Consider the following 25,301-nt stretch of genomic DNA (forward strand, 5'->3'; position numbering starts at 1 on the left):
CACCGCCCTGCGAGGGGATCAGGGTTGGGCGAAAGCCCAAGCCCCGGGGCGACTGATCGCGCAGCACGTGCTAAAATAGGGCGTTTACGCATTCATGGAGCGGGGAATGTCATGGCACGCTGGAAAACAGTTTCGATTGTTGGGGTGGGATTGATTGGGGCGTCCATCGGGCAAGCCCTTTTACGACGGCGGCTGGCTGATGATGTCATTGGTATCGCCCGACGGCAAACGACCCTTCGTGCCGCCCGCCGCGTTAACGCGGTCACTCACACCACGATTGATCTGGCCCGAGGGGTGGCCGAAGCCGACCTCATCGTCGTGTGCACACCGGTCGCCACCATCCCAGAACTGGTGCGCCGCGCCGCGGAACACTGTCCCGAGGGGACCCTCATCACCGATGCGGGCAGCACCAAAGCCGCAATTGTGGCGGCTCTTGATAACAATTTGCCGCGAGGTTGCCGCTTTCTGGGGTCCCATCCCCTGGCGGGGAGCGAAAAAACCGGCCCCAGTTATTCGGACGCAGAGCTGTTTGAGGGCCGGGTTACCATCATCACTCCTACTCGCAATACCCGGGCGGAAGACTTCGATGCGCTCGAGGAATTTTGGAGAGGTCTGGGGTCGGTGGTGGTGCGGATGTCGCCCGAAGAGCACGACGAAGCCATCGGCATGACCAGCCATTTTCCCCATCTGGTGGCGGCACTGTTGGCGGGGATGTTGCCCGAGCAGTGGTTTCGGTTTACCGGAACGGGCTTTCTCGACACAACGCGGATTGCGGCCGGGGATATTGAATTGTGGAAGCAGATTTTCATGCAGAATCGGCAAAATGTGGCGAAGAACTGCCAGACCCTGGCGCAGGAATTGCTCCGAGCGGCCCAGGCTCTACGAGACGGAAATGAATTGGTTGTTGAGGAAATCTTGACGCGAGGGAAAAAGAATCGCGATGCTCTGGGAGGTTGATATTTATCCGGCTCCTGGTCGACCGGATGTCGTGGCAGAGCAGGTACGCCACGATGGACTGGACCTGGGGATACAGGGTGGCTGGCAGGTGGCGGCCGGTCGTGGGTACCTTGTCGAAGGCGATTTCACCCACGCCCAGATGCAGCGGCTGGCCGAGGAACTGTTTGCCGATCCGGTCGTGGAGCGGTTTGTGATCGGGCAAGTCGGGGACTCGAGTCTGCTGGAACCACCTAGCCCCGATATGGAGCCCGTTTATGTGCTTCCCAAGCCCGGCGTGATGGACCCCGTGGCGATGAGTGCGGCCGCGGCGATTGAAGACTTTGGCTGGCACGCCCGAGCGGTGCGCACTTTTCGTAAATACTGGTTTGTTGGACTGTCGCCGAGCGATCTGCGACGCATCTGTCAGAAAATCCTTGCCAACGACGCCATCGAGCAGGTCATCTTCGGCGCGCTTCCCTTTCGCACTTTGGAGCAAGGGCGTCCCTACGAATTCCGCCTGATCACGGTTCCGCTCCGCGACATGGATGACCAGGCCCTCCTCCGACTGAGTCGCGAAGGTCAACTCTTTCTGTCTCTGGTGGAGATGCGCGCAATTCGGGAGTTTTATCGTTCTCTCGGACGCGACCCAACGGATGTGGAGCTGGAAACCCTGGCCCAAACCTGGAGCGAACATTGCAGCCATAAGACACTCACCGGCCAGATTTCTTATCGCGACGAGCAGCGGCAGATTCAATTTCAAAACATGCTCAAAGAGACCATTTTCGCCGCAACTCACGAAATCCGCCGCCGGTTGGGCGATCGCGACTGGTGTGTGAGTGTCTTCGAAGACAACGCGGGCATCGTGAAGTTCGATGAGGATTACCACGTTGTCTTCAAGGTGGAAACACATAATCATCCCTCCGCGCTGGAGCCCTATGGAGGGGCAAACACGGGAATTGGCGGCGTCATTCGCGATCCGATGGGTACGGGGCTGGGTGCCAAACCGATCTGCAATACTGACGTCTTCTGCTTCGCCCCACCCGACATTTCCCATGATGAACTTCCCCCTGGGGTCCTTCACCCACGACGGGTGATGAAGGGCGTGGTGGCGGGCGTCCGCGATTACGGAAATCGGATGGGCATCCCCACCGTAAACGGGGCGGTCTATTTTGACCGGCGCTATTTGGGTAATCCCCTGGTTTACTGTGGCAATGTAGGACTTCTTCCTCGGGACAAAGCGCACAAGGCGGCCCAACCCGGCGATCTGATTGTGCTTGTCGGTGGTCGGACTGGGCGGGACGGGATTCACGGCGCCACGTTCAGTTCGGCCGAATTGACGACCGAGAGTGAAACGCTTTCCGGGGGCGCCGTCCAAATCGGCAATGCGATTACGGAAAAAATGCTCCTCGACGTTCTCCTTGTGGCCCGTGATCGCGCTCTCTACCATGCCGTGACGGACTGCGGTGCCGGGGGGCTTTCCTCAGCGGTGGGCGAAATGGGACGCGCCATCGGTGCGGAGGTGGATCTCGAACGCGTTCCCCTTAAATACGAAGGGCTTTCCTACGCTGAAATTTGGATTTCAGAAGCGCAGGAGCGAATGGTTCTGGCCGTGCCGGAAGACAAATGGCCGGAACTCAAGGAGCTTTTCGCGTCCGAGGGTGTCGAAGCCACGGCCATCGGGCGATTCGTTCCCACTGGTCGCCTGGTCCTCCGCTACCAGGGTCATCAGGTGGCCGACCTGAGCATGGAATTCCTTCACAGGGGCCGGCCGGCCGTTGTTCGCGAGGCCGTCTATCAACCGGCACCCTCGGTGCCTATGGTGCTGCCACCGGAAAGCGAGGTCGACTGGACGGCCGACCTGTTGGCGATTCTTAGTTCCCTGAACGTGTGCAGCAAGGAGTGGATCATTCGCCAGTACGATCACGAAGTGCAAGGGGGGAGCGCTGTCAAACCGCTCGTTGGACGCTGGAACGATGGGCCCTCAGATGCCGCTGTCCTCCGGCCTGTTCTCAGCTCCTACCGGGGGCTGGTGATCGCCTGCGGAATGAATCCCAAATACGGGGACCACGATACTTACTGGATGGCGGCCGCCGCGATTGACGAGGCGGTGCGGAACTGTGTGGCTGTCGGCGCTGATCCCAGCCGCATCGCCATTCTCGATAATTTCTGCTGGGGCAATACCGATCGACCGGAGGTGCTGGGCTCGCTGGTTCGGGCAGCACTGGCCTGCCACGATGTGGCGGTGGCCCTGGGAACGCCTTTCATTAGCGGCAAGGACAGCCTCAACAACGAATTTCGGCTCAAGGAAACCGAAACGATCGCCATTCCGCCCTCGCTTTTGATCAGCGCGCTCGGCCAAGTGGACGATGTGCGCCGCTGTGTCACCATGGATCTCAAACAGCCCGGCAACGCCATTTACATTGTGGGTATCACGGCTGACGAATTGGGGGGTTCACACTGGGCAGAAATTCACGGCTTGTCCGGCGGGACCGTCCCGCGGTGGAACGGAGAGCGGGCACGACGGGTGTTTGAAGCCATGCACCGGGCGATCACGTCGGGCTGCGTCCGGGCATGCCATGATCTCAGTGAAGGAGGGCTGGCCGTTGCAGTCGCTGAAATGGCCTTTGCCGGCGAGTTCGGCGCCGAAATCGACCTGGACGCCGTTCCCTGCGCAGGTTCCGATCTCGGACCGGTTGCCCGATTGTTCAGCGAATCCAACTCGCGGTTCCTCTGCGAGGTCCCCGTTAATCAAGTCTCCGCATTTGAAGCCATATTTGCGGGACTGCCAGTAGCGCAATTGGGTACGGTGATGGAAAGGCCCTCCCTGGTTATCAGATGGCGAGGACAAACGTTGATCGATACACCGCTCGACAAGTTAAAACGCGCCTGGAAGGAACCGCTTGCTTGGTGACGTGCTCGAATTGTGGCTGAGAGCGCAGAATAACGTAAACCATCCGCGTTGAATTCATCTGTTGGATCAACTCCGTCGGAATCTGAAAACAGGCACGATGGCAAAACCACGCGTTTTGGTGCTGCGCGCACCAGGAACCAATTGCGATATTGAAACCGCTTATGCTTTCGAACAGGCGGGAGCGGTTGCGGAACGCCTGCACATCGCCAGGCTGCTCGACCGGCCGGCCCTCCTTCGGGATTTTCAGATCTTTTGCGTGCCCGGGGGATTCAGCTACGGAGATGACGTGGCCGCAGGCCGCATTTTGGCGCTGCAAATCCGGCACCACCTGCTGCCAGCCATTCAGGAGTTCCACGAGCAAGATCGGCTCATCCTGGGAATTTGCAACGGGTTTCAGGTGCTTCTGAAAGCCGGGATTATCCTTCCACCCGATGCGGACGGCAAACCCGTGGCGACGCTGACGTGGAACGACACGGCGCGGTACGAAGATCGCTGGGTGTACCTGAGCGTTGTCAGCGACCGATGCGTGTTTCTCCGCGGAATTCGGGAGCTTCAGTTGCCTGTGGCTCATGCCGAGGGGAAGTTCGTCGTCCGTAACGCGGATTGGCTCGAACGGTTGGCTCACCGGGGGCACGTGGCGCTGTGCTACCAGATGCCGGATGAGTCTGGAAGAACTTCCGCACAAGCTGGGACCTCGCAGCCGTGGCAGACGGCCGTCCCCTACCCCTGGAATCCGAATGGCTCGATGGGAAATGTGGCCGGAGTGTGCGACGCGACAGGGCGAATTTTCGGGTTGATGCCCCATCCGGAGCGTTTCATTGATGTGACGCACCATCCCCGCTGGACCAGGGAGGAGCGGTATGAGCCCCCGCACGGTCTGCTCATCTTTCGCAACGCCGTCAGTTATTTCGAGTGAAGTCCCTTTTGTGGGGAATTCCTATTTCCGTGTAGGATAATCCATCTCGCTTGCTCTTGAGTTACCCCTACGAGTTAGGGAACGGGGCGCAACGGGCCCAATATCGGTAGGGGCAGTTCATGAATTGCCCCGACCATCTCCCCTGTTCCAACCGCTGGTTGACCCATTTTGTGAAAGCGGGTATGCTACAAGTCTCTGCCTTGAGCGGTCCAAGGCGGAGTGGGAAAGTTGGTAGACCGGGTGAATTGTGGAACTAACGGCGGACGCCCCTCTTTTGGGGACATAGCCGCTGTGCCTGTGGTAGGAGAAACGTGTGAGTAACATTTTGGTCAAAGATCTGATCGAAGCGGGAGTCCACTTCGGGCATCGCACGAGTCGCTGGAATCCCAAGATGCGGCCGTATATCTTCGGCCGAAAAAACGACATCCATATCATTGACATTCGGGAAACGCTGCGTGGTCTGTTGCGGGCCCGCAAATATCTCCAGCAGCTCGGTGCGAAAAACTCGATGATTCTCTTCGTGGGGACCAAGCGGCAGGCGGCGGACATCATCGCGGAGCAGGCGCAACGCTGTGGCATGCCGTACGTCAACGACCGATGGCTGGGCGGAACGCTCACGAATTTCGCCACCATTCGCAGTCGCTTTGCCCGACTGGAAGAATTAGAGGCCCTAGTCCACAGCGAGGCGATCAACACGTATTCCAAGAAGATGCAGTCGGCGCTCAATCGCGAATACCGCAAGATTTACCGCAACCTGCACGGCTTGCGGAAAATGGATCGTCTTCCCGAGTGCCTCATCATTGTTGATCCCAACAAAGAGAAGAACGCCGTGCGGGAAGCGAGAAAGCTGGGGATCACCACGGTGGCCCTGATTGATACCGACTGCGATCCCGACGAAGTTGACCTCCCCATCCCCGGCAACGATGACAGCATGCGTTCCATCGAAATTATTCTGAGATATCTGACGGACGCCATTCTCGAGGGCAAAGCAAGCGCGATTTCCAAAGAAGAGCCGCAACCCGTCGCCTCCCAAGTGTGATTGTGGACACCACTTCAGAGGTTGCATAGGCACCAACTTTTGTGCCAAAGTGATCGGTCCTCAAGCTGATGTGCGTCCTGCAAGTGAAGCATTCACCGTCCAGAGTGCAAGGAGACAACTGATATGCCGGAAATCACCGCTTCCGCCGTGAAGGCCCTCCGCGAACGCACGGGACTGCCCATGATGGATTGCAAGCGCGCTCTGGAGGAAGCTGGCGGCGATCCCGAAAAAGCCATTGAAATCCTCCGTAAGTCCGGCCGGAAAGTGATGGAGAAACGCGCCGGTCGAGAAACGGCTTTTGGCCGCATTGGCCTCTACAGCGACCAGGGCAAAACGGCCCTCGTGGAGCTGTTCTGCGAGAGCGCGCCCGTCGCCAAGGCCGAGGATTTTGTCAACCTGGTGAACGAGTTAGCGCGGCAACTGGCTCTGGGGCCGGGAGCTTCCAACGCAGAAGCACTCCTCGATCAGCCGTCCAGTCAGCCGGGCAAAAAGCTCCGCGATCTTTACGAGGAAGCGATTAACCGGATTCGCGAGGCCTTCCGCATTGGACGGCTTCTTCGCGTCGAGGGAACATGCGGCGCCTACCTCCATCACGATGGGAGTAAGGCGGCCGTCGTGCAGGTCGAGGGAGACAATCTCCAGGTGGCCAAGGAGATTGCCATGCATGTGGTGGCGATGCGGCCAACAGCACTCCGTCGGGAGGATTTGGACCCGGCCCTCGTGGAAAAAGAACGTGAAATCCTCACTGAGGCCACCCGAAAGGAAGGCAAGCCCGAAAATATGATTCCTAAGATTGTCGAAGGCCGTCTTAAAGATTTTTACTCTCAGCACTGCCTGGTGGATCAACCGTTTGTCAAGGATCCCAAGAAGACCGTGGGCAAGGTGGCCGAAGAGGCCGGACTTAAACTTGTCCGCTACTGGTACTGGGAGGTGGGAAAGGAGTGATCTGTGGTCGAAGCTGCAAAGTCGGGTTCACCGTATCGGCGGATTGTCCTGAAAATTTCGGGAGAGGGTTTTACCCGCAGCGGTGAACGCGGTATCAATATGGCGTCCGTTGTGGCGCTGGCTGAGGAGACCTATCGGGCGGCTCAATCGGGAGTCCAACTGGCGATTGTCCTTGGCGGTGGGAACATCCTTCGGGGGGCCCAATTCTCGGCGGGGACAACGCGCATCCAACCGGCCACGGCGCACTACATGGGCATGCTTGCCACCGTCATCAACGGACTTGCTTTCCAGGACGCTCTCGAATCGCTGGGCGTGGAGACCCGGCTCGTTTCCGCGGTGCCGATGGAAGGCGTGGCCGAGCCCCATATTCACCGCCGCATCCAGCAGCACCTTGAAAAAGGCCGGATCGTCATCCTCACCGGCGGCACGGGACGTCCCTTTGTAACGACCGACACAGCGGCAGCCCAGGCCGCCCTGGAAATCGGGGCCGATATCCTGATGAAGGCCACCAAAGTGGACGGAGTCTTCAGCGACGATCCCGCCAAGAATCCCCACGCTATTCTTTACAGTCAGATCAGCTACCGTGACGTGCTGCGGCAAAACCTTCGCGTGATGGACCCGGAAGCCATCACCAAGTGTGCCGAGCATCGTCTGCCCATCGTCGTCTTCAACTTCCGACGGCCGGGGAATATCGAACGGGCCGTGCGTGGCGAACGGGTTGGAACCCTCATCACCGAGACGGAAACCCCGGTTCGCGAATCGGAACTCTCCACCACTCCCACATGAGATGGGGTATGTGGGGTGAACTGGTGAAGTGCCCACCGGCCCGCTACAATCATCGAAAAAGGCACATTCTAGGGTCCGGGTAAGCTGCGTGATTGGCGTGCTGGACGACGCTCGAGGAAAGGGTGTGCTGCATGACGGAAGACGAAATCCTTCTGACCGTCGAAGAAAAAATGGAGAAAGCAATCTCCGTCCTCAAGGAAAACCTGGCGGGCATCCGCACAGGCCGCGCTAATCCCGGACTCGTCGAATCGATCAAGGTCGAAGCCTACGGTACATCCGTCCCGCTGAAACAGTTGGCCGCCGTGGGAGCGCCTGAACCGCAACAGCTCGTCATCCGACCGTACGACCCCGGCACACTCAAAGATATCGAGAAAGCCATTCGCGCATCCGATCTGGGGTTCAACCCCCAGAACGACGGGCGGGTCATTCGCGTCAATATTCCCCCGCTCTCCATGGAAGTTCGCAAAAAGATGGTGGCTCGCATTCGCGAACTCTGCGAAGAGGCCAAAATCGCCATTCGCAATATTCGTCGTGAAGGGAATAAACTGGCCGACCAGGCTGAAAAAGACAAACTGCTCTCCGAAGACGACTGTGAACGCCTCAAAGAGCGGATCCAGGAACTGACGAAAGAATACGAAGAAAAAGCCAACGAACTGGCCAAGAATCGCGAAAAAGACGTGTTGGAAGGCTGATCTTTGTGCACTGTCTTCCTCAATCACAATTCGACGGGGAAAAGGCCACATGGAATGGGGAAGAATGGACACTCAACCTCGAAAGAGCAGTGCCCAAAGCACTAGGTGAATTCCCAGAAAAGCGAGCACCAGCAGAAAGAGCCAGTTGCCGATTCCCGCCACATCCAGAACAAGGGCGACCGCCAGGGCTCCGGTATAGGCCAGTGCCCACCACGTCAGAGAAAACCATCGCCATGAGCCGGGATCCGGCCGCCGCGATTCCAGATCCAGTGCCCGCTCGACTAAAATCCGTTCCAGGTTTCGTTTTTTGGTCTCGTCCCGGATCCACTGAACGATGGGGCGGGCCTGCTCGTGGTCCTGAAGCAACTTGCTGATGGCCAGGGCTTCATTCTGTTTGCCTCTGAGAAGGCAATACTGCGCCATGAGAGCCTGGGCCTGCACGTTGTTAGGATCCAGAGCCAGTGACCGCTTGAGTGATTCTTCCGCCTCCTGAAACTGGTGCATGCGGAGCTGGGCGGCTGCCAGGAGACTCCATGCCTGGGAGTTGTTTCGATCGGCTTCCACCGCCCGACGCGCTGCTTCCAGGGCAGGCTTGGGGCCCCGATGATCCACCATGAAACGCGCGAATTCCCGGAGGACGGCCGGTGCGCTCCGGCTGAGCCGCACCGCTTCTTCCCAGGCTTCCTGAGCCCAGGAGAGACGGTTTTCAGCCTCTGCAGCCATGGCGAAAACCATCACCACTTGGGGATCGCGTGGCTCAAGCTGCCGGGCCCGGCGAGCATCCTCCAACGCATCCCGGAATCGCCCCAACCGAATCAGCACCAGTGCCCGCGTTGAATACCCCGTTGCATCCCCAGGATCTTCGGCCAACCACTGATCGGCTTCACTCAGAGCGCGAAGATACTCCTTGCGGTCAAGGGCCTGGAGAACCTTCTCTAAATGTTCCTCACGCTCGACGGGATCCATTGGCCGTCATTTCTCCCCCCCGCTTGCCGGTGAATTCCCTCGAAGCCACTCCGACAGTTCAACGCGATGATAGGGCCTTTTTGTCACCGGGGGCTGTCCCCGCGCCAGATGCAGTGTCAAATACTCCGGATCAAAAACCATCGATTGAATCGTCAGAAAACGCAGGTTGACCTCATCCAGCTTCCGCTCGAGGGTGGGCAGGTCGATTCGCGGCAGATCGGCCGCCTCCATCAATCGCTCGTATCTCCAGGAGAACATCAGTGTGCGTAACCGTGGCGTGCGAAAGTGATTTGTACAGGCGAGCAGCCCATCCTCGGCATAGCGAACTTCCACACTCCTCGGCGTGATTTCCGCCACGGCCGCCTTCTGCCGATCGCAAAGGACGATGTTGAGCAGCGTCGTACGTGGAGAGGAACGCAAAAGCTCAATAGCTTCATCCACCCTAGCGCACTGTTCCATGATCCGACGCAAGAGCATTGCATAAGGCATACCCTGGGGCGAAAACATGGGGGCTCTATCCGCTGTTGTACGCACTTCATGCACGGCTAGGCACAGGCCCATTTCGTTCATGCCCGACAGGCAACCAATGAAACCCGGAAATCCCACCGAGGCAAAACGGTACCGTTTACCCGGCTGATCATACACCTTCACAATCGTGTAACGATAAAGTTGACGCGGCGAGAAGAAATCGAGATTTCGGCCGAAAAGCATTGTCCCGGTGGCGCTTCGCTCGGGTAAAACCACCAGTGACGAGCACGCCAGATCGCGATACATATCGGGAAGGGCATTAACGGCCAGCAGTTCGTCCGGGGAAACACCAGCCTTTTTTGCGAGGCTTGTCAATTCTCGACGGTAATCCTCGGGAATAAATCGCCAGAGGTTCCGGCCGCGGACCACCAGGCCTTCCCAACCGCCTGGATAGGCCAGCGTGGCCAGAAAATCCTGGGGTGCCGCTACCAGATTCGCCGTCCCATCTCCGGTCAGGACCGCTTCCTGCTCCGCAATTGCTTCCGGATCACCGCGCAGGATCAGAACGGGCACGTGATTGATAATACGAAGGGCCCCCGCTTCGTGCTCGCCCTCCCGATAGACTTCCGGGAGCGATTCATCGCGTGACGAGGCATCCGTCCCCTGAGCCGGCCCCTCGTCTTCCCCGAAAAGTGACAGGACTCTTTCTCGAAGTGCCGACCACCAGGAACGGCCGGCCGGTTCGTGCGCCAGTGCTGGTCCTGGAAAGAGCAGCCCATCTGCTGCCGTGAATAGGAGCAGTCCTACCAGAAGAAGTCCCGTCGCCAGAACGGCCGTTTTTTGAGAAAATCGTCTCATGAATTGAGCACCTGCCGGCACGACCGCAAATCTGCTCTGTCCAAACCGAGGCTATCCCCTTTCAATCGTATAGAGGTCTCCATGCCTGTGCAACGCGAGCACCGATCAGGTGTGTCTTTCTTGATATTGAGTCGGTGAATTTCAGAAAAGTACACTTGGGTAACTTCTGCCTGCAACAAGGGTAAGAGAAATACCGACGGTGTCAGCCTGTGGGGTTTTCAATCCATCGGGCGTAACATCGTGCGCAGAGGTAAAAGCTCATCCGACGATAGACCTGGTCCATCGCTTCTTGAGCCGACAGTTGCGAAAGCTCTTCCAGGACATCCCGGAAAGCCTTGTTGAGGTCGCTGGGAAAATCGTCGAAGTCGAACTGGGGTGGCGAGGGGTCGGCCATGGCCTCAATGTTGATGAGATAACAGGATCCCCGACCGAGGTGCAGCTCCACGCCACATCGCTGACAGGCCACCGGGTATTGATACGCAGGGTCATCCCGACTCATACCGGCATTTTAGCCTATCCCCAATCTCCTGCTCAACAAATCGGCGCGCTCAGGCAGTCCGTCTCGTTGGGTCGATCTGGCGTGCGCGAAAAGCGGACGTGACGAGTACGTCCCTCCGGGAAACGCGAAGGGGTACCCTCCTCGCGCCCACCGCGGGCTCCTTTTTCATTTGCCAGACAACGTCGGGTCCCTTTCTCACCATTCTTCGTCGGTGCTTCGAGCGCGAGCCGGTCGCGGCAATAGACCCAGGAACCGCCTTGGATCCCTCGAATCGCAAGCCGATTGGCCCCGGCGGCATCTGCTTTTTCGTCCGATGCGCAGCTTGCCGGCTGCGTCAAGGTTGTTCCGCCGCTGGCTCATAAACGACGCCGTGTACCGGGCCCGACTTGAGCCGTTTGCGCCAGAGTTCGATGGCCCGCCGCCGCTCAGTGGGGGAGCTTTGCGGCTCGTAGGTGAGCGTCATTTGCGTCACCTGTCGAAGCATCAGCGATGCCAGGACACGGATGGCCAGCTTTTCGTGATCCAGGTACTGGATGAGTTCCTCGGCTTGGGCGAGTGTGAGTTGCGTGGAGGGATAGCGCCAGAGCATCGCGTAGCCAATCGCCCCATCTGAGACCAGAACGCGCTCTGCCGCACGACGGACGCTGGCTGCCAGAGTCGGCGAAATACGCACGAGCTGACGCAAGATGATCCACGTCTCACGCCAATAGGCGCGCTGATCGGAGTCCTCCAGCGTTTTCCAGAGATCGTCGGGGACTCCCAAATAGGCGAGGCTTCGGCGGGCCAGCCAGGCCACTTCTCGCTGACGTACGGCGGAATTTTCTCGGAGCACCTGGAGGGGATCTTTTTCGGTATCACGGAGCGCTCGCTCCAGCACAGCCATGGCCCGTTCTTCGATGATCGCCGCAGTCTCAGCAGCGGGCCGAATCCACTCGGGCTGATTCTCCAGCGGGGCTGTCTGCAGCTCTGATTCACTCAATCGGACCTGAACCGGTGCGCGGAGAACGAGCGGACGTGTTCGCCCGCTGTCCAACCATCGGGCAGCTCCACCAAGCACGTAAAGATCGGTGACCCAGGGGACGGGCTGCGTTTCCGGATCACCGGCGCAATCCTGATTGCGCTGCACCGCCAGGGCCACCATGGTGTTTTGGTCGTTGAGTTCTAAGATCCCTTCGAGAGGACCGCAAGTGAGCCGGAGACTTGCTCCGTTGGGTGCCGTGGCTGTAATGGCCAGATTTCCGTAGGTGACACGCAGACCCACGCGCCCCTGAGCGTCCACAGGGGCCAGTTCCCAGAAAACAGGGCCAATGCATTCAACCTCCAGGGTCTCACCCAACCGGAGTTTGGGCCGGAAAGATGGCGGTACCAAAAAACTGTCGCCCGTTTTCACCTGCTGTTCCGGAGAGACCCGTTGCGCCGGGCGATTCGGCAGGGTTAGGAACAGGACCTGCGGCAACCGGGGATCTGGGAGAAGCGACCCAATGGGTTCTGGGGGGAGGGGCGCCACGTCGACCGGCGGCACAGCATCCGGAATTGTGCCTCCAGGTAAGCTCGTTGATGGTGCCGGGGGGACGGGTAGAGGTGCCGGAAGGAGATCACCCACCGGCGGCCTGGGTGACTGCGGAAGTTGTGGCGACACCGCCACGTCGGTCGGCGGCGGACTGGGTTGCGCAGACAACTCTGCCGGTGGCATCATCGGTTGCTGAGGAGAGGCAGTGGGTGCTTCAGCGACCGGAACTCCTGGGGAAGCCTGCTGGACAGGCTGGCCTGTTTCAGAGGGCATATCTGGGGGAGCCGGGCTGGAGGCCCCTGTAGCGGGACGCACTTCCGTGGTATCCCCCGTAGGAGTTTCGGCGGCAGGCCGAGAAGATACACCCTCTTCCTGCGACGGCTGATTTACAGATTCCGTAGAGCCAGTCGCCTTCGAATCCGCGGGTTTGGTTGGGGAAGTCGGTTGACTTTCTCCCAGGCCAGCCTCTGGACCTTTCGTCGCCAGGACGGTTTCCGACTGACTGGGAGATGGCCACGACATTCGATAGACAAGCAGTCCACCCACCACAGCAAATCCCAAAATCAACAGCACGGAAAGCCCCAACAACCACCACCGATAGCTGCGCTCGGAAACATTGGACACAAATTGGGCTTCCGCCCGCGGTCGGATCGGGGAGGCGCCGGTTGGCTGAGTTTCGGCCGGTGGAAATCCCTCCACGTCGGCAGTGAGGTCCCGCGCAATTCGTTCCACGGCAGATTCCTGCTGGGCTGCCACTTGGGGAAGTTTGTAAATCTTTTCGCGGAGGGCCGGGGCCACCTCGGCTGGTTCTCCCAGCACAAGGGCGAGAATCTGGTGGCAGGCTGCTACTTCTGCAAGTTCGATGTCCGACTCCAGGCATACCTTTTCAAAGTCGGCGACCTTCTCTGCAGGCAAGGTGTTGTCGAGATACTCCGCCACGGTGTTGGGGTCGAGACTCTCACGGTGATCGAGGACCTCTGGGGCCCCGAGCTTGTCCTTGCGGAGAAGTTCCCGGATTCGCCGAATGAGGGCCTTCGCCACTTCGCTTTCTTCAATCTTTTTGCCCAATTCAGCGGCATCTGCAGGCTCGAGAACGTTGTCCAGATAGGCCAGAAGTGTCCGTAGGGTCAACCGCATGGGTTCGCCTCCGCGAGGTGTGAGGGGTTCTCTCGACAAAGTCTCGGCCGGAAACCGTTGACCTCAAATTTCCCGGTGAGGTTTCCGGCTCAATGGGAAACGCCGAATCTGCCAGACCACCCCACCACCTTATTAGTGGCCGGATCAACAAAATTTCGTACAAAAACTTTTGGGAATCTGGAGCTCTGAAAAGGCGGGAAGAAGGCGAGGTAGCTGTTTGACAGTCTTTCGATGGCCACCTACAATCGAATTTTGACCCTGATAGTGGCCACAGTTTTGCTTGGCACCGGTGAGGTGTGGACAATGAAGAATGAGTCGTTGAAAAAAGAAGAACTGGAATATTTCCGCAAGGAGTTGCTGGCCCTGCGGGAGCGTATTTCGGGCAACGTTCGTTATCTAACTCAGGCCGCTCTCAATCAAAACGAAGAAGGGCTGGCGGGGCGTGCAGGATCGTCCATCCATCCGGCGGAGTTGGGCAGCGACAATTATGAGCAAGAATTCACGCTCTCTCTCGTGGAGAACGAGAGGGAAGTTCTCGAGCGCGTCAACGCTGCACTCAAGGCCATCGAAGAGGGCACCTACGGCAAATGCGAGATGTGCGGCCAGCGAATTCCCAAAATCCGCCTGAAAGCCATCCCCTACGCGACGACCTGCGTCAAATGTGCTGAAGAAAGCGAGCGGCAGGCCTCAGAGTCGCAGTAAGTGGCTTTTCTCTTGCATAGGCATAGTGTCCTCCATATAAAAAACGACCGCCGGCATGGGCCGACGGTCGCCTCTTGGATGTCCTGTGCAGATTAAGGCCTGGCGCTACTTCTTAAGAATCTCAAGCGCTTTATCATGCTGAGCATCGAGCATGAAGGGGATGCCCGTGACCTCGGCCGTCTCGCGGTTGGCGGCCATCAGGTCTTCCCGACGGATCGCACTAATGCTGAACCGACGAGCACCGGCCATCAGTTGCTGAAGTCCAGCCATGAGCTTATCCACCAGGCAGCAAACGGCCACGGCGCCAAACGGGATATTTTTCATTTCTTCGGCACCGACCTTGGCTTTGACAGTCTCCCAGGCCGCAAAGATTTCCTCCGGCTTTTGGCCGATCGCCGTCACGCTGGGAGGAAGGCTCTCCCAATTGCCATTGACGGCAGCTCGGCGTTCCGGCCGCAGGACACCTTCGATATTGCTGCCCAAAAAGCCGGGAATCATCATGGCGCGGCCCATGCACACGAGCTTTGTGTAGGGGGCGCAGAGGGCCAGTGCTTTGAAGATGTGGTCTTCGCGACCGAATCCACCACCCAGTGAAATATCCGGAGGCTGGATCCCGCGCTGTTTGAGGACCTGGCAGTATTCATAAGTTTTGGCGTGGAGATGGAGCGAGGGGACGCCCCAGTATTCCATCATGTTCCAGGGGCTCATGCCCGTACCGCCTCCGGCGCCATCGATGGTCAAAAGATCGAGCTTGGCGTCCGCGGCGCAGCGAAGCGCCAGGGCCAGGGCCTCCATCCCATAGGCCCCCGTCTTCAGCGAGATCCGCTTATAGCCCAGTTTCCGGAAGAAGTCAATCGAGTTCATAAAGTCCTCGTACACGTCTTCCGCCGAGTGGAGGTGGGAAGCCCCCAGGCGGCTGTGTCGGGCAAACGAACGGAGGGCACCGGAACGATAGGCGGCTTCAGCGACCGGATCATAGGGATCGGGATCCACAATGTAACCACGGTCCTTGAGGAACCGCGCGTATTCGATATCCGTCACCTGAATTTCGCCCCCGATGTCCTTAGCACCCTGGCCCCATTTCAACTCCAAAATGACCTTATCACCGAATTTTTCGATCAGGTACTGCGCCACACCATTGCGAGTGTCCTCCACGTTCATTTGCACAATGATGGCGCCGTAACCGTCGTAATAGCGGAGGAATGAATTGACCCGGCGGTCCATCTCGGGAGATTCCACCACCCGGCCGTCTTTAAACACCGATTTGCGGTCCACTCCCACAACGTTCTCACCAACCACAATGGGAAATCCGCACAGCGCGGCGCCGATGGCGAAGGAATCCCAGTACTTGGCCGCCACAAATGTGGAGCCCAGCGCACCGGTCATGATCGGGACGCGGCACTTGGTTTTGACCTCGCGGCCGAATTCGGTGGACACATCCACGCGTGGAAAGACGCAGTCGTCGGGGGAGTCCGTCATCCCCGGTGGCAAACCTGTGGCATCGTAGGCGTAACCCTGAATGCGTAAAGCATGATACCCAACGCCCAGAGCCACAATATTGGCGGAGCCGGCGGTCACATTGCCGAAGTCTCGTGGGTAGAGCAACTTTCTGCCGACCAGCGAGCTGAGCCAGGTTTCGCACTTCCCCTTGCAGTCGGATTCGCAAAGGGTGCACAAACCAGAATCGGCTGGGTTCCCCCGGTTCACCGTTCCCAGAACATCGTTTTGCTTGCGGTACTGAATGAAACTCATCGTACGTCTCCCGGAAGTCTAAAAACCGCAGATCTGCCGAGCAATTGGCAACAAGATAGAAAAGGGATCGGTATTATCTTACCAATTCTCCAGAATTCGTCAACCCGATGTTACGAGGGAAATCAGCAAATTCTCCGTCGCTCAGTTTAGCAGTTCACACATCGGAAATGTTGCTATTTGAAAAGAATTGGCAATATTGCCGATTCTTGGGCAGTTTTCGGCAAGATTGTTGCCTTGTAAACTAATTGAATGCCAGATGAACCCTGGTTTCGGAAAGTCAGATCGGTTTGTTGCCAATCATCTGCCAAAGGTTATTCCAGGCGGTTGCGCAGTCTTTCGGGGAATTCCCAACCAATGCGTCGAGCCACGAGGTTTTTTCATGAGACGAAAATCGTCATCACCGCGAATGCCTGAAGAAATGCCCGTCTCCCGTCGGGAAGAGCGCAAGTCCCGCCATAGGATGGAAATCCTCCGCGTTCTTCGTAAGTCGCAGCAGCCTCTCACGTCAGGTGAGATTGCCGAGGCGCTGGCCTCGTCGGGCTACTTGATCAGCGAACGGACGGTCCGCCTCTACCTCAACGAACTCGATCGCGAAGGATTGACAATCTCCTACGGCCATCGCGGTCATACGATCTCCGATAAAGGCCTCGCCGAGTTGCGAATTGCTCAGACGGTTCAGCGGGTCGGATATCTCTCCGCCCGTATCGACGAAATGACCTACAAGATGACCTTTGATTTGGAGCGCCGCACGGGCACGGTGGTGGTCAATACGTCAGTGGTCAATCCGCGGGATCTTGCCCAGTGTCTGGATGCGGTGTGCCAGGTTTTCTACAAGGGCTACGGCATGGGCCGGCGGCTGGCCATCCTGGAACCTGGCGAAACAATCGGCGGTGTTCAGATTCCTCCCGGGAAAATTGGATTCTGCACGATCTGCTCCATCACCTTCAACAGTGTGCTGCTCAAGCACGGCATTCCCACCGCCTCGCGATTTGGCGGCCTGCTGGAACTTCGCAATGGCAAGCCCGTGCGATTCGCAGAGATCATTCATTACGACGGAACAAGTATTGATCCATTGGAAGTGTTCATCCGCAGCCGAATGACGAATTACCGAGGGGCAATCACGGATGGAAATGGGTTGATCGGGGCGAGCTTCCGGGAAATTCCCGAGGACGCCCGGGAAGTGGTCCTTCATCTAGAAGAAGAGATGGCCCGTATCGGGTTGGGCGGCCTGATGACGGTGGGGCTTCCCTCGCAACCCGTGCTCGGGATCCCCGTCATTTCAGGCCGTGTGGGAGTGATCGTGATCGCCGGACTCAACCCGATCGCCATTCTTGAGGAAATTGGCTATCAGGTTTACTCCCGGGCGCTCAGCGGTCTGCTCGACTTTAGCCGCTTGATCACGGTGGATGATTTGCCCGACGTGCTCCAAAAGTATCTGACCTAGGCCAGGCTGAAAAGTTGGGCATTTCCCCTGCGATAGCGCGCTCTCAATGTCGGAAGTGGCGTCTTCCGGTGAAGATCATGGGGATGCCGTACTGGTTGCAGGCGGCAATGACCTCATCGTCTCGCACAGAGCCGCCCGGCTGAATGATGGCGCGAATCCCCGCCTTGGCCGCGTGCTCGATGGAATCAGGAAAGGGGAAAAAGGCATCTGAGGCCAGCACACTCCCCGCCGCCCGGTCTCCCGCTTTGCGGATCGCAATTTCCACGGAATCCACGCGGCTCATCTGGCCGGCACCCACTCCTACCAGCATCTGATCTTTGGCAAGGACGATGGCGTTGGATTTGACGAAACGGACCATCCCCCAGGCAAAGCGAAGATCAGGAAAAAGGGCGTCATCCGGCTGAACCTGGGTAACGACTTTCCACCCTGTTTCGTCGTCGGGAAGGTTATCGGCGTCCTGCACGAGCAATCCCTCTTGAAGCGGACGGTAATTCCAGCAGGGGGCCGGCCTGGTCAGTTCACCCACTTCCATGAGCCGCACATTCTTTTTCCACTTGGGGACGGTGGTCAACATTTCCAGGGCTTCACGATCGAAAGCCGGAGCGATAATGGCCTCGATAAAAAGCCCCGGTTCGCACAGGACTTCCGCCGTCGCCCGATCCACCACCCGATTTATCCCCAACACGGAACCAAAGGCGCTTACCGGATCTCCGGCCAGGGCCTTACGGGTCGCTTCGGCGAGCGAATCCGCTAGGGCTGCCCCGCACGGGTTGTTATGCTTGATGACGCTGACCGCCGGTGCCTCGAAGTGGCGAACGATTTCCAGGGCGGATTCCAGATCGAGCAGATTATTATAGGAAAGTTCTTTACCGTGGAGTTGTCGGGCTGTGACAACAGATGGTCCTTTCGCTTCCGGAAGCGCATACACGGCCGCCTGCTGATGGGGGTTCTCTCCATAGCGCAGTGTGAACAGCCGATCGTAGCGGAAAAACAGGCGTGGTGGAAAGACACTGGGTTCCACCTGTTTGGCAAACCACGTCGCGATAGTCTGGTCGTACTCGGCGGTGTGTGCAAAGGCCTCGGCGGCAAGACGCCGTCGGAGCTCCAGTGTGATTCCACCATGCGTTTGCAGTTCGCCCAAAATCTCGGCGTAGTGAGCGGGCTGCGTCACGACAGCGACAAACGCGTGGTTCTTGGCCGCTGCCCTCACCAGGGAAGGTCCCCCGATGTCAATGTTCTCGATCGCATCCGCTTCTGTGCAACCAGGCCGTTCAATCGTTTTGCGGAAGGGATAAAGATTCACCACCACCAGATCGAAGGCCAGAATCCCATGTTCCGCCATGGATTGGAGGTCTTCCGGCCGATCGCGTCGTGCCAGAATCCCGCCGAAGATCCGCGGATGGAGGGTCTTGACCCGACCTTCCATCATCTCGGGAAATCCCGTGTAGGCCGCCACGTCTTTCACCGGAATACCGGCCTGCTCGAGAAACAGGCGGGTGCCGCCCGTGCTGAAAATCTCAATTCCCAGTTTGTGGAGCTGCCGGGCGAATTCGGCCAGACCTGTTTTGTCGCTGACACTGATCAGCGCCCGCTGCGGCTTGATGACCATCACGTGAACCTCCAAAGTTCTCCGTTCGTGTTTCCAAATCCTTCATTCTAAATAGCTGAAGGAGAATGCTGAAGGAGTCGCGGGGTACAGCGAGCGTGTGAGGTTGCGCCCGCCCGGTGTGAATGACAAAAAAGGGACCTGACAAGCACAGTTCCGAAGGTTCTAAGAGTTCCACTGGTCGTGCTGTATGGACTATTTTGGCCGTGGATCGGTTTCAATTGGCGCCATCTCTGCTTCAGCGGCCGAGGTTCCCGTTTTCGATGCGCGTTCTGCGGCATTCTCAAAGGTCCGACGTGGGGCCATTCTGCAAGGGCTATTATATTGGTCCAGAACCCAGGTATAATGGCACCGGCTGCAACGGTGGGTGGGATTTCTCCCAGACTGGCTTTTCTGAGATGGGATGGTTTTTATGAGTAGTTGGGGAGGTGATGTATGTCCGTGCTGTGCGGATTACTTCTGGCGACGTGTTTGGCGGGTGAGGTGGAGGCTTTGCCGAACACCTCGCACATGAACGTGCTCCTGATCGACATCGAGGACTGCAACGCCGCAGCCCTTGGTTGTTACGGGAATCCAATCTGCAAAACGCCCAACCTGGATCGATTCACCCGGACTGCGGTGCGTTTTGATCGGGCCTACGTGCAAGCGGTTTGCTGTAATCCTTCTCGAACGTCCTTTCTTACCGGTCTGCGTCCCTTGACCACCCGGGTGACCCGCAACGAACAGGAAATGGACGCCCATTTACCGGAAGGGGTTCTCACTCTGCCGGAATATTTGAAAGCCAAAGGGTTTTATCTAGCGGTGATCGGCAAGTTATTCCACCGCACGGACTATGCGGAAAAGCAGCTTTCTGTTTTTGATCGCATCGAGATGTACACGCCTCCCCCCGGTTGGAAAGGCCCGGGGCCGGTCATCAAGTTTCCGCCCGTTCCGCGTCCCGCCGATTGGCAACCTCCACCTAAAGACGAGAAGAGTCGTGAGTATCGTGAATGGCGCCGGAAGCAATCGGATCGTTACGGGGACTCCGGCCGAACCCGCGAACAGGAAGGCGATTACCGGATGGCTGCGACTGCAGCGGCCCTGTTGAGGGAATTTGCCAAATCCAAGCAGCAATTCTTTCTTGCGGTGGCGCAATCCCGACCGCACACTCCCCTCATCTGCCCAAAGCAGTACATTGACATGTACGATCCAGCAAAAATCCCAGATCCACCTGCTCCACCAGAAAGCCTGGTGAACTTCCCCTACCCTAAGCGGGCGTTTGGAGGTAACCCGGACATTTTCACTGTCAAACAGCCTACGCGGCAGCAAGCGAAAGAAGCCATTGCGGCTTACTACGCATGCCTGACGTTTGTGGATGATAACATCGGGATGATTCTCGACGCCCTCGAAGAAACCGGCCTGGACAAGAACACCATCGTCATCTTCCTGGGGGATCACGGATTCCATTTGGGTGACCACGGATTCTGGTCCAAGTATTCGATGCTGGAAGCGACGCATCGGGCACCGCTGATCGTGCGTGTTCCCGGGGCGCCGGCCAATGGCAAAACTTGCGACGAGATTGTGGAGTTCGTCGATCTCGTGCCCACGCTGGGCGAGCTGCTCAAGCTAGACCTTCCGAAAAACCTGGAAGGCACGAGTTTCGCACCATTGCTGGTGAATCCGCAACGCCCCTGGAAAAAGGCTGCCTTTATTGTGGAAGATGACGGGGATGCCTTCGGCGAGTGCGTACGGACTAAAAAATACAGTTACATGGAGTTCAAAAAGGGTCCCATCCCCGCGGCCCTCTACGATTTGGAAAAAGATCCCTGGGAGACCAGGAACGTCGTGGATGATCCGGCTTATGAGCAGGTCCGCAAAGAGATGGCGGATCTTCTCCACGCGGGCTGGAAAGCGGCTCTGCCGCCCGGTGTCGCGGGGCCGTAAGCAAGGGATCCGGGACCCTGCCGATGCACCGGCTCCGCGCGCGAAGTTCCACCATTAAAGGGGTTCCTCAGAGGAGGACGAGGGAGCTCGCACCAGGAGCTCGCGGAGGACAGAAAGGTTGATAACGTCCCAGTCTTGCCCGTCGTCCGTTTTCCCCTTGGGAGTTTCCAGAAACATGGGCAGGTGATTCACGCGGGGATCGTGGAGCAGGCGGCGAAAGGTTTCCAGGCCCACATGGCCACGGCCAATGTGCTCGTGACGGTCGACGCGGCTGCCCCGGGGTGTTCGGCTGTCGTTGAGATGAATCGCTCGCAGGCGGTGCAGGCCGAGGACGCGGTCAAACCAGCGCACGGTCTTATTCCAGCCGTCGGGATGGTCGATGGGGTAGTCGGCCGCCAGCATATGGCAGGTGTCCCAGCAGATGCCCAATCGGTGCGATTGCTCGGTTGCTTCCACGATGGTAGCGAGCTCTTCAAAGGAACTTCCCAGGTTGGTGCCCTGTCCGGCCGTGGTTTCCAGGAGAATAAGGGGTTTCCCGCCGGGGAAGCGATCAAGCACGCGGTTGAGGGCTTCGGTGACCCGGGCGGTTGCCCCGTCGCGATCCTCCGTCATCGCGGCTCCCGGATGAAGCACCAGGCCTTCCAATCCCAGTCGGTCGGCTCGAGAATACTCCTCGGCGAGGCTCTCTACTGATTTTTTCCACAGAGTCGGATCGGGGCTTGCCACGTTGATGAGATAGGCCGTATGGCCTATCACCCGGCGAATCCCCGACCGCAACAGGGCCGTCTGGAATTGGGCGACCTGCTCTTCCGTCAGAGGTGGGCTTTCCCAGCGATTGGTGCTTTTGGTGAAGATTTGGAGGCACTCGCAGCCGGCGGCCACGGCCCGCTCCACCGCCCGATGATATCCCCCGGCAATCGACTGATGAGCACCCAAAAGTGGCATGGCAGCGTCCCGTGCTGAGTGACTTCAAAGAGGCCTCAAAGAAGTATTCTCATGTGCTCACGGTGGTGGCGGTTCTTTACTATCAGCCCGCGAAGATTTGTCCTGCCGGGCACGCCGGCGGAGCTCGTGGAGAAAATCGCTGAGGTCTTTGGGTAACGAGATTTCGAACTTCATGGGCTGCTTGGTGATCGGGTGAATGAAGCCCAGTTCGACGGCAGCCAGGGCCAGTCGGGGTGCCCCGCTCTGGTCCGGGACGGGTTCGCCGAACAGCGGCCGATTGTAGATTTTCTCCCCGCAGACGGGATGGCCTGCCTCTGCCAGGTGGATACGAATCTGGTGGGTGCGTCCCGTTTCCAGGCGACATTCAACGAGGGTGTAATTGCCGATGCGTTCCACCGGTCGCACATGTGTGATGGCGAGCCGACCCTCGTTCGGGTTTTTGGTGCTCCCGCGTCGGCCGTCGCCCCGATCTCGCACAAGGTAGGACTTGATCGTCTGCGCTGGAAGATACCCATGAATAATCGCCAGATATTTCCGCTCTGTGGTGTGTTTTCGGAACTGTTCCATCAAGCCGCGTTCGGCCTCGCCGGTGCGGGCAAAGACGATCAGTCCACTTGTCTCGCGGTCCAGACGGTGGACCGCCCGAACTGGTGGGGGCACGCCCTTGTAGCGTTTCTTCTTCCCCTCGATCTTGGCGATGATGTGGGGGAGTACTTCGTCCAGTGTGGGCTGAAGTTGACGTCGGCGAGCAGATGCCCGCAACTCGTCCCGATGGCGGTTGGTCGTCATACCGGGCGGCTTGTCTACCACCACAAGATGCTCGTCCAAATAGATGACGGTGACATCATGAGGGGTGGGCGGAGCCTGGGCAGGCCGCGGAAGAATTTTGACGACATCCTGGAGTTTCAGTCGGCGAGCAGGATCCAGGCAGAGGTTCCCGCTCACCTGGACATAGCGTCCGGCAATCAGCTTTTTGATCCGTGACCAGGAGACACCGGGCAGCCACTCGCGGAGAGCGGCCGCCACCGTCTGGTCCACCTGCCGTGGCAGGACATGGAAGACACGTTCACCAAACTCGTGCATTGTTCGCTTCCGAAGGATTTTTGATCCCACAAGAACTTGCAAGAAGCCAAACGGAACAGGCGGGACAACGGCGTCGCGGGGGCTTTTCCTGTCGGGCTGTTGCCTGACTGCCAATGCGTGATCTCCAGCCCAGCACCAAAGCACCCCGGGAAGTGACCCCGTTGCTGCTTACCGTGACTTTTCCTCTTCATCATCGCATTGTCGGGTTTTTCAGCAAAGAAGCAAGGTGCAACCGCCTGGAACATCTTTGTTTCAGCACTTGGACAGCGTCGGGCAAGGCCCGCGGCTCGCGCCACCGGTATGCCGTCGAACGACCGATCCATAATTTCCTGTACTTTGCCCTGACGGGAACGCCAGAAAGCCGCCTCGCAGTCACTCCACCTGCGTTTGCATACACCTCCCCCAGCTTGCGGGATAAGCGCTGTTCCGGAAAACGGGTAAAATGAGAACGAGCATCTGGGGGAAACAGAGCCGTCTGCGTGGGGGCCAGAAAGTGTTCGCAGAACGGGCGACGGTTTGGGGAGTGCGGATGGTCTTATAGATGGACGGTCGCCTGGTTTTTGCGAATAGGAGTCAGGTCTTCTGCCGTGAACGCACACCTTTCCGATCGGATTCGGCCAGCCGCCGTCGCCGGAACGTTCTACCCGGGCCGCCCTGATCGCCTGTCGGCCGCTATCCAGAAATATCTGGCTGATGCTCCTCTGATCGTCGATGCGCACGTAGCTCTTCGGGGATTGGTCGTTCCACACGCGGGTTATCCCTATTCCGGGCCGGTCGCGGGTGTCGCATACAAGCAGATTGTCGGCAGGAAGTACGCAACGGTGGTGCTTTTAGGCCCCTCCCATTATGCCTACTTCGAGGGGGCTGCCATTCCGGATGTCGACGCCTTTCAAACACCCCTGGGAGAAGTGCCGCTTTCCAACAAGGCGGCCATTCTTGCCCAACATCCGCCGTTTGCCTTTGATCCACCGGCCCGAGTTAGACCCCCAGGGGGTTGGGGAGCCTATGCTGCTGGAGCCACGCCTCACACGTATGAACACTCGCTGGAGGTGCAGCTCCCCTTCCTGCAGAGCGTTTTGTCCGATTTCGAGATTGTCCCGATTGTCTTTGGGAAGGTGGATCCCCGCGAAGCGGCGGAGGCCCTGGCTACCATCCTCGATGACCAAACGCTGCTCGTGGTGAGCACCGACCTTTCCCATTATCAGCCCTATCGGCGTGCCTGTGATGTGGATCGCCGCACGCTGGACGCCATTGTCAGCTTTGACTTTGATTACCTGGAGGGCCTTCGTTACGAGCCGGAATTGAGTCCCTGCGGCAGCACGGGAGTTCTCGTAGCGCTCCATTTGGCGCGGGCATACCAGTGGGAACCTGTTCTGCTCGACTATCGCAATAGCGGGGATACCTCCGGAGACCGTTCTGCGGTGGTCGGCTACGGGGCGGTGGCATTTTGTGGAGGTGTTGCGCCACGCAAGCTGGAAGCCGAAGAAGAGATCGAGAGAACGGACGCCGATGCGTCGGCGGAAAAGAAAACAGACATCACAGCCAGCGAGACAGTGGAATCGCATTCTGGACAATTAGCCCACCTTCCCAACCTTACTGCGGAAGAGAAACGTTTCCTGCTCGACCTGGCGTGGGCCACGTTGCGGCGATTCGTGCAGGATGGTCGGTTACCCGTCATCGACAGCAAGGCGGTACCGCCCCGGCTGCGCGAACCCTGGGCCTGTTTTGTTACGTTGCGACGGCGGGGCGCCCTCCGAGGTTGCATCGGGACGTTGACGGCCGATCAGCCGTTGTACCTGGCCGTCATGGAAAATGCCCGCAATGCCGCGCGGGATCCACGGTTTTTGCCCCTGGAAGATTGGGAACTGGCAGATCTCACGGTGGAAATCAGCGTGCTTTCTCAGCCCCAATTGCTCGAATACAAAACACCTGAAGAGCTGCTTCAGAAACTGCGACCGGGCGTGGATGGGGTGATCTTTCAATGGCGGGGAGCGCGGGCTACCTTTCTCCCCCAGGTCTGGGAAGAGCTCCCCGATCCGGAAGAATTTCTCGACCGGCTCTGCCAGAAAGCCGGACTTCCCAGCAAGACGTGGCGTCAGCCCGATGCAAAAATCTGGGTCTATCAGGTAGAAAAATTTGGTGAGGTTGCCCATGGGGCGGGTTGATGGGCAAAGCCGAGGCAC

19 protein-coding genes are annotated in these 25,301 nt (G+C 58.4%); 11 read left to right on the top strand and 8 right to left on the bottom strand.

Annotated elements, in window-relative coordinates:
* Positions 1-111 precede the first annotated feature (111 nt).
* The 7 genes from ABJK56_RS16505 to frr all read left to right on the top strand — a co-directional run bounded on the left by ABJK56_RS16505 (position 112) and on the right by frr (position 8,225).
* Complete coding sequence (locus tag ABJK56_RS16505; protein WP_347245772.1) at positions 112-957, top strand: prephenate dehydrogenase; 846 nt, start codon at positions 112-114, stop codon at positions 955-957.
* Positions 941-3,847, top strand: a complete 2,907-nt coding sequence (gene purL / locus ABJK56_RS16510; RefSeq protein ID WP_347245774.1) for a phosphoribosylformylglycinamidine synthase subunit PurL — start codon at positions 941-943, stop codon at positions 3,845-3,847. The genes ABJK56_RS16505 and purL overlap by 17 nt, the downstream gene beginning before the upstream one ends.
* 97 nt (positions 3,848-3,944) lie before the next feature.
* The gene (locus ABJK56_RS16515; protein WP_347245775.1) at positions 3,945-4,763 is read left to right on the top strand and encodes a phosphoribosylformylglycinamidine synthase subunit PurQ; all 819 of its coding nucleotides are present in this window, start codon (positions 3,945-3,947) and stop codon (positions 4,761-4,763) included.
* A gap of 313 nt (positions 4,764-5,076) precedes the next feature.
* On the top strand, positions 5,077-5,802 hold the full coding sequence (gene rpsB, locus ABJK56_RS16520) for a 30S ribosomal protein S2 (RefSeq protein ID WP_347245776.1): 726 nt from the start codon (positions 5,077-5,079) through the stop codon (positions 5,800-5,802).
* Positions 5,803-5,925: 123 nt separating this feature from the next.
* The gene (tsf, locus tag ABJK56_RS16525; protein WP_347245777.1) at positions 5,926-6,747 is read left to right on the top strand and encodes a translation elongation factor Ts; all 822 of its coding nucleotides are present in this window, start codon (positions 5,926-5,928) and stop codon (positions 6,745-6,747) included.
* Positions 6,748-6,750: 3 nt separating this feature from the next.
* A complete protein-coding gene (pyrH, locus tag ABJK56_RS16530) occupies positions 6,751-7,533 on the top strand; it encodes a UMP kinase (RefSeq protein WP_347245778.1) in 783 nt (260 codons plus the stop codon).
* 131 nt (positions 7,534-7,664) lie between these two features.
* The gene (frr, locus tag ABJK56_RS16535; RefSeq protein ID WP_347245779.1) at positions 7,665-8,225 is read left to right on the top strand and encodes a ribosome recycling factor; all 561 of its coding nucleotides are present in this window, start codon (positions 7,665-7,667) and stop codon (positions 8,223-8,225) included.
* Positions 8,226-8,297: 72 nt separating this feature from the next.
* Here the strand turns inward: frr and ABJK56_RS16540 are convergent, their stop codons facing one another.
* The 4 genes from ABJK56_RS16540 to ABJK56_RS16555 all read right to left on the bottom strand — a co-directional run bounded on the left by ABJK56_RS16540 (position 8,298) and on the right by ABJK56_RS16555 (position 13,663).
* On the bottom strand, positions 8,298-9,191 hold the full coding sequence (locus ABJK56_RS16540) for a tetratricopeptide repeat protein (protein WP_347245781.1): 894 nt from the start codon (positions 9,189-9,191) through the stop codon (positions 8,298-8,300).
* Between the two features lie 6 nt (positions 9,192-9,197).
* Complete coding sequence (locus ABJK56_RS16545) at positions 9,198-10,517, bottom strand: C45 family peptidase (protein ID WP_347245782.1); 1,320 nt, start codon at positions 10,515-10,517, stop codon at positions 9,198-9,200.
* A gap of 202 nt (positions 10,518-10,719) precedes the next feature.
* Entirely contained in the window at positions 10,720-11,016 is a 297-nt protein-coding gene (locus ABJK56_RS16550; RefSeq protein WP_347245783.1) for a hypothetical protein, read from the bottom strand.
* A gap of 334 nt (positions 11,017-11,350) precedes the next feature.
* Positions 11,351-13,663, bottom strand: coding sequence for a hypothetical protein (locus tag ABJK56_RS16555; protein ID WP_347245784.1), 2,313 nt, complete (start codon positions 13,661-13,663; stop codon positions 11,351-11,353).
* Positions 13,664-13,894: 231 nt separating this feature from the next.
* Between ABJK56_RS16555 and ABJK56_RS16560 the strand changes: the two genes are divergently transcribed.
* Positions 13,895-14,365, top strand: a complete 471-nt coding sequence (locus ABJK56_RS16560) for a TraR/DksA C4-type zinc finger protein (RefSeq protein ID WP_347245785.1) — start codon at positions 13,895-13,897, stop codon at positions 14,363-14,365.
* Positions 14,366-14,470: 105 nt separating this feature from the next.
* Here ABJK56_RS16560 and ABJK56_RS16565 read toward each other — a convergent pair whose 3' ends face one another.
* Positions 14,471-16,117 (bottom strand): glutamate synthase-related protein, encoded by a 1,647-nt coding sequence (locus ABJK56_RS16565; protein WP_347245786.1) that lies wholly within the window; start codon positions 16,115-16,117, stop codon positions 14,471-14,473.
* A 379-nt stretch (positions 16,118-16,496) separates the two neighbouring features.
* Between ABJK56_RS16565 and ABJK56_RS16570 the strand changes: the two genes are divergently transcribed.
* A complete protein-coding gene (locus ABJK56_RS16570) occupies positions 16,497-17,561 on the top strand; it encodes an NrpR regulatory domain-containing protein (protein WP_347245787.1) in 1,065 nt (354 codons plus the stop codon).
* A gap of 43 nt (positions 17,562-17,604) precedes the next feature.
* Here the strand turns inward: ABJK56_RS16570 and purH are convergent, their stop codons facing one another.
* Entirely contained in the window at positions 17,605-19,170 is a 1,566-nt protein-coding gene (gene purH, locus ABJK56_RS16575; protein WP_347245788.1) for a bifunctional phosphoribosylaminoimidazolecarboxamide formyltransferase/IMP cyclohydrolase, read from the bottom strand.
* Between the two features lie 432 nt (positions 19,171-19,602).
* On the opposite strand from purH, the gene ABJK56_RS16580 reads away from it, so the two are divergent.
* A complete protein-coding gene (locus ABJK56_RS16580) occupies positions 19,603-21,090 on the top strand; it encodes a sulfatase (protein ID WP_347245789.1) in 1,488 nt (495 codons plus the stop codon).
* A gap of 54 nt (positions 21,091-21,144) precedes the next feature.
* On the opposite strand, the gene ABJK56_RS16585 is transcribed toward ABJK56_RS16580, so the two are convergent.
* Positions 21,145-22,035 carry a deoxyribonuclease IV gene (locus tag ABJK56_RS16585; RefSeq protein WP_347245790.1) on the bottom strand — a complete coding sequence of 297 codons (891 nt, stop codon included), beginning with the start codon at positions 22,033-22,035 and terminating at the stop codon, positions 21,145-21,147.
* A gap of 57 nt (positions 22,036-22,092) precedes the next feature.
* Positions 22,093-23,118 (bottom strand): RluA family pseudouridine synthase, encoded by a 1,026-nt coding sequence (locus ABJK56_RS16590; RefSeq protein WP_347245791.1) that lies wholly within the window; start codon positions 23,116-23,118, stop codon positions 22,093-22,095.
* A gap of 587 nt (positions 23,119-23,705) precedes the next feature.
* Between ABJK56_RS16590 and amrB the strand changes: the two genes are divergently transcribed.
* Positions 23,706-25,283: an AmmeMemoRadiSam system protein B gene (gene amrB / locus ABJK56_RS16595; RefSeq protein WP_347245792.1), complete on the top strand. Its 1,578-nt coding sequence runs from the start codon at positions 23,706-23,708 to the stop codon at positions 25,281-25,283.
* Positions 25,284-25,301 lie beyond the last annotated feature (18 nt).

The organism is Thermogutta sp. (genome assembly GCF_039793925.1).
In the GTDB taxonomy this organism is placed as follows: Bacteria; Planctomycetota; Planctomycetia; order Pirellulales; family Thermoguttaceae; genus Thermogutta.

Bases quoted from the DNA above. Each gene is read 5' to 3' on its own strand.
- ABJK56_RS16505 (WP_347245772.1), top strand. From the start codon at position 112: ATGGCACGCTGGAAAACAGTTTCGATTGTTGGGGTGGGATTGATTGGG.
- purL (WP_347245774.1), top strand. From the start codon at position 941: ATGCTCTGGGAGGTTGATATTTATCCGGCTCCTGGTCGACCGGATGTC.
- ABJK56_RS16515 (WP_347245775.1), top strand. From the start codon at position 3,945: ATGGCAAAACCACGCGTTTTGGTGCTGCGCGCACCAGGAACCAATTGC.
- tsf (WP_347245777.1), top strand. From the start codon at position 5,926: ATGCCGGAAATCACCGCTTCCGCCGTGAAGGCCCTCCGCGAACGCACG.
- frr (WP_347245779.1), top strand. From the start codon at position 7,665: ATGACGGAAGACGAAATCCTTCTGACCGTCGAAGAAAAAATGGAGAAA.
- ABJK56_RS16540 (WP_347245781.1), bottom strand. From the start codon at position 9,191: ATGGATCCCGTCGAGCGTGAGGAACATTTAGAGAAGGTTCTCCAGGCC.
- ABJK56_RS16545 (WP_347245782.1), bottom strand. From the start codon at position 10,517: ATGAGACGATTTTCTCAAAAAACGGCCGTTCTGGCGACGGGACTTCTT.
- ABJK56_RS16550 (WP_347245783.1), bottom strand. From the start codon at position 11,016: ATGAGTCGGGATGACCCTGCGTATCAATACCCGGTGGCCTGTCAGCGA.
- ABJK56_RS16555 (WP_347245784.1), bottom strand. From the start codon at position 13,663: ATGCGGTTGACCCTACGGACACTTCTGGCCTATCTGGACAACGTTCTC.
- ABJK56_RS16560 (WP_347245785.1), top strand. From the start codon at position 13,895: ATGGCCACCTACAATCGAATTTTGACCCTGATAGTGGCCACAGTTTTG.
- ABJK56_RS16565 (WP_347245786.1), bottom strand. From the start codon at position 16,117: ATGAGTTTCATTCAGTACCGCAAGCAAAACGATGTTCTGGGAACGGTG.
- ABJK56_RS16570 (WP_347245787.1), top strand. From the start codon at position 16,497: ATGAGACGAAAATCGTCATCACCGCGAATGCCTGAAGAAATGCCCGTC.
- purH (WP_347245788.1), bottom strand. From the start codon at position 19,170: ATGGTCATCAAGCCGCAGCGGGCGCTGATCAGTGTCAGCGACAAAACA.
- ABJK56_RS16580 (WP_347245789.1), top strand. From the start codon at position 19,603: ATGTCCGTGCTGTGCGGATTACTTCTGGCGACGTGTTTGGCGGGTGAG.
- ABJK56_RS16585 (WP_347245790.1), bottom strand. From the start codon at position 22,035: ATGCCACTTTTGGGTGCTCATCAGTCGATTGCCGGGGGATATCATCGG.
- ABJK56_RS16590 (WP_347245791.1), bottom strand. From the start codon at position 23,118: ATGCACGAGTTTGGTGAACGTGTCTTCCATGTCCTGCCACGGCAGGTG.